Annotated in this window: 4 protein-coding genes; 3 read left to right on the top strand and 1 reads right to left on the bottom strand. The window is 55.1% G+C overall.

Annotated elements, in window-relative coordinates; genetic code table 11:
* Window positions 1–8: 8 nt before the first annotated feature.
* On the bottom strand, window positions 9–806 hold the full coding sequence (queG, locus tag ACEQU8_RS11685) for a tRNA epoxyqueuosine(34) reductase QueG (RefSeq protein WP_372521243.1): 798 nt from the start codon (window positions 804–806) through the stop codon (window positions 9–11).
* On the opposite strand from queG, the gene tsaE reads away from it, so the two are divergent.
* From tsaE to mutL, 3 genes are all read left to right on the top strand, one after another.
* Window positions 805–1284, top strand: coding sequence for a tRNA (adenosine(37)-N6)-threonylcarbamoyltransferase complex ATPase subunit type 1 TsaE (gene tsaE / locus ACEQU8_RS11680; protein ID WP_370263788.1), 480 nt, complete (start codon window positions 805–807; stop codon window positions 1282–1284). The two genes, queG and tsaE, sit on opposite strands and share 2 nt — an antisense overlap.
* Window positions 1285–1288: 4 nt before the next feature.
* Window positions 1289–2629, top strand: a complete 1341-nt coding sequence (locus tag ACEQU8_RS11675; RefSeq protein ID WP_370263787.1) for an N-acetylmuramoyl-L-alanine amidase — start codon at window positions 1289–1291, stop codon at window positions 2627–2629.
* Window positions 2630–2686: 57 nt separating this feature from the next.
* Window positions 2687–3328 (top strand): DNA mismatch repair endonuclease MutL (gene mutL / locus ACEQU8_RS11670; RefSeq protein ID WP_370263785.1); only part of this gene is annotated, 642 nt, incomplete at its 3' end.

Raw genomic sequence — 3328 nt, 5'->3', positions numbered from 1 at the left:
CTCTTTCCCTACACGACGCTCTTCCGATCTCCATAGATCCGCGTGCCTATCAAAGGCCGCAAATTCAGGGGTATGGCACTTTCGTGCTCAATGGTCAAATACGAAATGCATAGACGCGCATCCACTTGGTAAGGCTTCACTATGGCGCCGGTGGGGCAGGCATCCATACACCGGGAGCATGCCCCACAGTGCTCACCTTCAAAAGTCCCGCTCAAAGGCAAAGGCATATTGGTGAACAATTCACCCAAAAAAAACAGCGATCCTTCCTTGGGATGAATCAACAAGGTGTGCTTGCCACGCCACCCCAGGCCCGCTTTTCGACCAATCTCCGTTTCTGGCGTGGGTGCGCTGTCGCAGGTCACCCTAAAACCATATTGGCCTTCTTGCATCAATTGGGCGTTCACCAAGTCGGCCACCTTCTTCAAACGTTGTCGAATGACCTTGTGATAATCTCTGCCACGCGCATACAGACTGATGTAGGGGGCCTTGGCCTCCTCGATGTGGGTCATGGTGGTGCTACAAAAAGCACTGCCATCGCCCTGAAGTTGTCGCGAGCTTACATAGGGAACGCGCACCGATACAATTCGGATTGCGCCTGGGTGCAACAAATCCGGTTTAAGGCGGTCCATGCCATACTTGGCCATGTACGCCATTTCACCATGCATCCCGGCATTTAGCCAAGCTTGCAGGTGAGGCTCGCAGGCTTGTAGTTCGGTGTCGCTCACGCCGATGCAATCCAGGCCCTGGCTTTGGGCAGCCCGTTTCAAAATTGCCCAGTTTTTTTGTTCCAACCCCGCTGTTTGCATGACCACACTTGCCATCGATTTGCCAGATGAAAACGCCACCCACAGTGTAGGCCAAAAGTTGGCCCAACTTGTGGAATCCTCCCCCAAGCCGCTTGCCATCTACCTTTCCGGCCCATTGGGCGCTGGTAAAACCAGCCTTGTTCGGGCATTTTTGAGAGGGCTTGGGGTGTCCGGGCACATCAAAAGCCCAAGCTACGCGTTGGTAGAACCTTACAATTTATTGAAATTTTCCGTCTATCATTTTGATTTTTATCGCTTCTTCGATCAGAATGAATGGGCAGACTCTGGATTTCGGGAGTATTTTGAGCAAAAGCAAAGCGTGTGTCTGGTGGAATGGCCAGAAAAAGCAGGCGCGCTTTTGCCCTTGGCAGATGTGCATGCAAGCCTCTCCTACCACGAAGTTTCAGGTCGGCGTGTTGAGTTAAAGGCCCAAACCCCCACGGGCCACTGGCTTTTGCAACAACTGGAAAACAAGTAAGCCTATGAATTCACGTCGTGATGTCTTGAAAACCGCTGGTGCGGGGCTTCTGCTCAAGCTGGTGCCTTTGTCGGCGCTGGCCATCGAGCGCGTGCGTTTTGTGGATGTCCGTTTGTGGCCCGCCGAGGAATACACCCGGGTCACCCTGGAGCATGCCGGCCCCATACAGTACAAACACTTCCTGATTGAAAACCCGTGGCGGATGGTGATCGACCTGTTGGATATGCGTCTGGATTCCACGCTAAAAGACCTGACCGAGCGCCTAAAGGCTGATGATCCCTATGTGCAGCAAATCCGAGTGGCCCAATTTGATGCCTCCACTGTGCGCATTGTGTTCGACTTGAAGACCGAGGTCCGTCCCGAGGTGTTTAGCATCGACCCAGTGGCCGAGTACAAAAACCGCTTCGTGGTTGATTTTTACCCAAAAAAACCGGCTGACCCGCTGTTGGCCCTGCTAGAAGACAAGCCCCATGCCACCGCGGCAACTCGCGAAGATGAAATCGCGCGGGCCATGCGCATGGCAGAGGGCGAAGCGCCTTCGGTCAAAGGCCCGGCTCAGCCGTCCTCAGGCACCAACAAAGCACCCGCCAATGCGCAAGCCAACGCCCCTGAGGCCCCGGCCTTGCAAATGAAGCAACGCATCATCACCGTGGCCATTGACCCAGGCCACGGTGGCGAAGACCCCGGTGCCATTGGCCGAGCTGGCACCTACGAAAAAAATGTGGTGTTGGCCATCAGCAAGCAGCTCAAAGCTGAAATTGATGCCATGCCTGGCATGCGCGCCATGCTCACACGCAATGGCGACTTTTTTGTACCCCTTAATACGCGCGTTCAAAAGGCCCGCAGCGTGAATGCCGATTTGTTCGTGTCGGTGCATGCAGACGCATTTATCAAACCCACAGCCAGTGGCTCCTCGGTGTTTGTGTTGTCAGAACGCGGAGCCACCAGCACCGCTGCTAAATGGCTGGCCAACAAGGAAAACGCCTCCGACCTGATTGGCGGGGTCAACATTCGCAGCACCGACAGTCAATTGGCCCGGGTGTTGCTCGATTTGTCCACCACCGCTCAAATCAACGACAGTTTGAAGCTTGGTGATGCCGTGTTGGGCAAAATTGGCAAAATCAACAAATTGCACAAACCCCGGGTGGAGCAGGCTGGCTTCGCGGTGCTTAAAGCGCCAGACATTCCCTCCATCCTGGTTGAAACCGCCTTCATCAGCAATCCCGACGAAGAACGCAAGCTGAACGACCCCTCGCACCAGCGGCAAATAGCCCAGGCCATTGCACAGGGCATCGCCAATTATTTCGCCAAAAACCCGCCTGTGGCACGCGCGCGAATCACCTAACCCCCGCGAGCAGTGGCGGCGGTACTTTCACAGGCCGCCGCCCTTTATAATGGGGCCATGAACCAACGCGCCATTGCTCTATTGCCCGATGTCCTCATCAGCCAGATTGCTGCTGGCGAAGTGGTCGACCGACCGGCCTCCGTGGTCAAAGAATTGCTCGAAAACGCCTTGGATGCGGGCAGCACCGAAATTACTGTGCGAATTGATGGTGGTGGCATTCAACGCATTTGCGTGCAAGACAACGGCAGAGGTATTCCCAAAGACGAACTTCCTTTGGCCGTCACTCGACACGCCACTTCTAAAATCCAGTCACTTGATGACCTTGAAAACGTGGCCAGCCTAGGGTTCCGCGGCGAGGCCCTTGCATCCATTGCTTCAGTGAGCCAGTTCATGCTCAGCAGTTTTCCGCAAAGCCAGAGCAATGCGTTTTGTATTCACAACCACAGTGGCGGCTGGGCGGTTGAGCCTTCCCCGGCCAGCCTGGGCACAACGGTGGATGTTCAATCCCTGTATTTCAGCACCCCAGCACGGCGCAAATTTTTAAAAACCGAGCAAACCGAGTTTTACCAGTGCCTCGACGTGGTCAAGCGCATGGCTCTAGCCAACCCCACGGTCAGCTGGATGGTGTACCGTGATGGCAAAATGCACACCCGACTTGCCCCCAGCGCGTGGAGCCAGCGGGTATTTGGTGTGCTGGAG

Origin of the sequence: Limnobacter sp. (genome assembly GCF_964228395.1) — a bacterium.
In the GTDB taxonomy this organism is placed as follows: Bacteria; Pseudomonadota; Gammaproteobacteria; order Burkholderiales; family Burkholderiaceae_B; genus Limnobacter.
Note: the sequence above shows the minus strand (reverse complement) of the source record. Positions and strands in the feature narration are given on the sequence as shown.

Excerpts from the sequence above, each read along its gene's own strand:
- tsaE (WP_370263788.1), top strand. The coding sequence starts at position 805 with ATGACCACACTTGCCATCGATTTGCCAGATGAAAACGCCACCCACAGT.
- ACEQU8_RS11675 (WP_370263787.1), top strand. The coding sequence starts at position 1,289 with ATGAATTCACGTCGTGATGTCTTGAAAACCGCTGGTGCGGGGCTTCTG.
- queG (WP_372521243.1), bottom strand. The coding sequence starts at position 806 with ATGCAAACAGCGGGGTTGGAACAAAAAAACTGGGCAATTTTGAAACGG.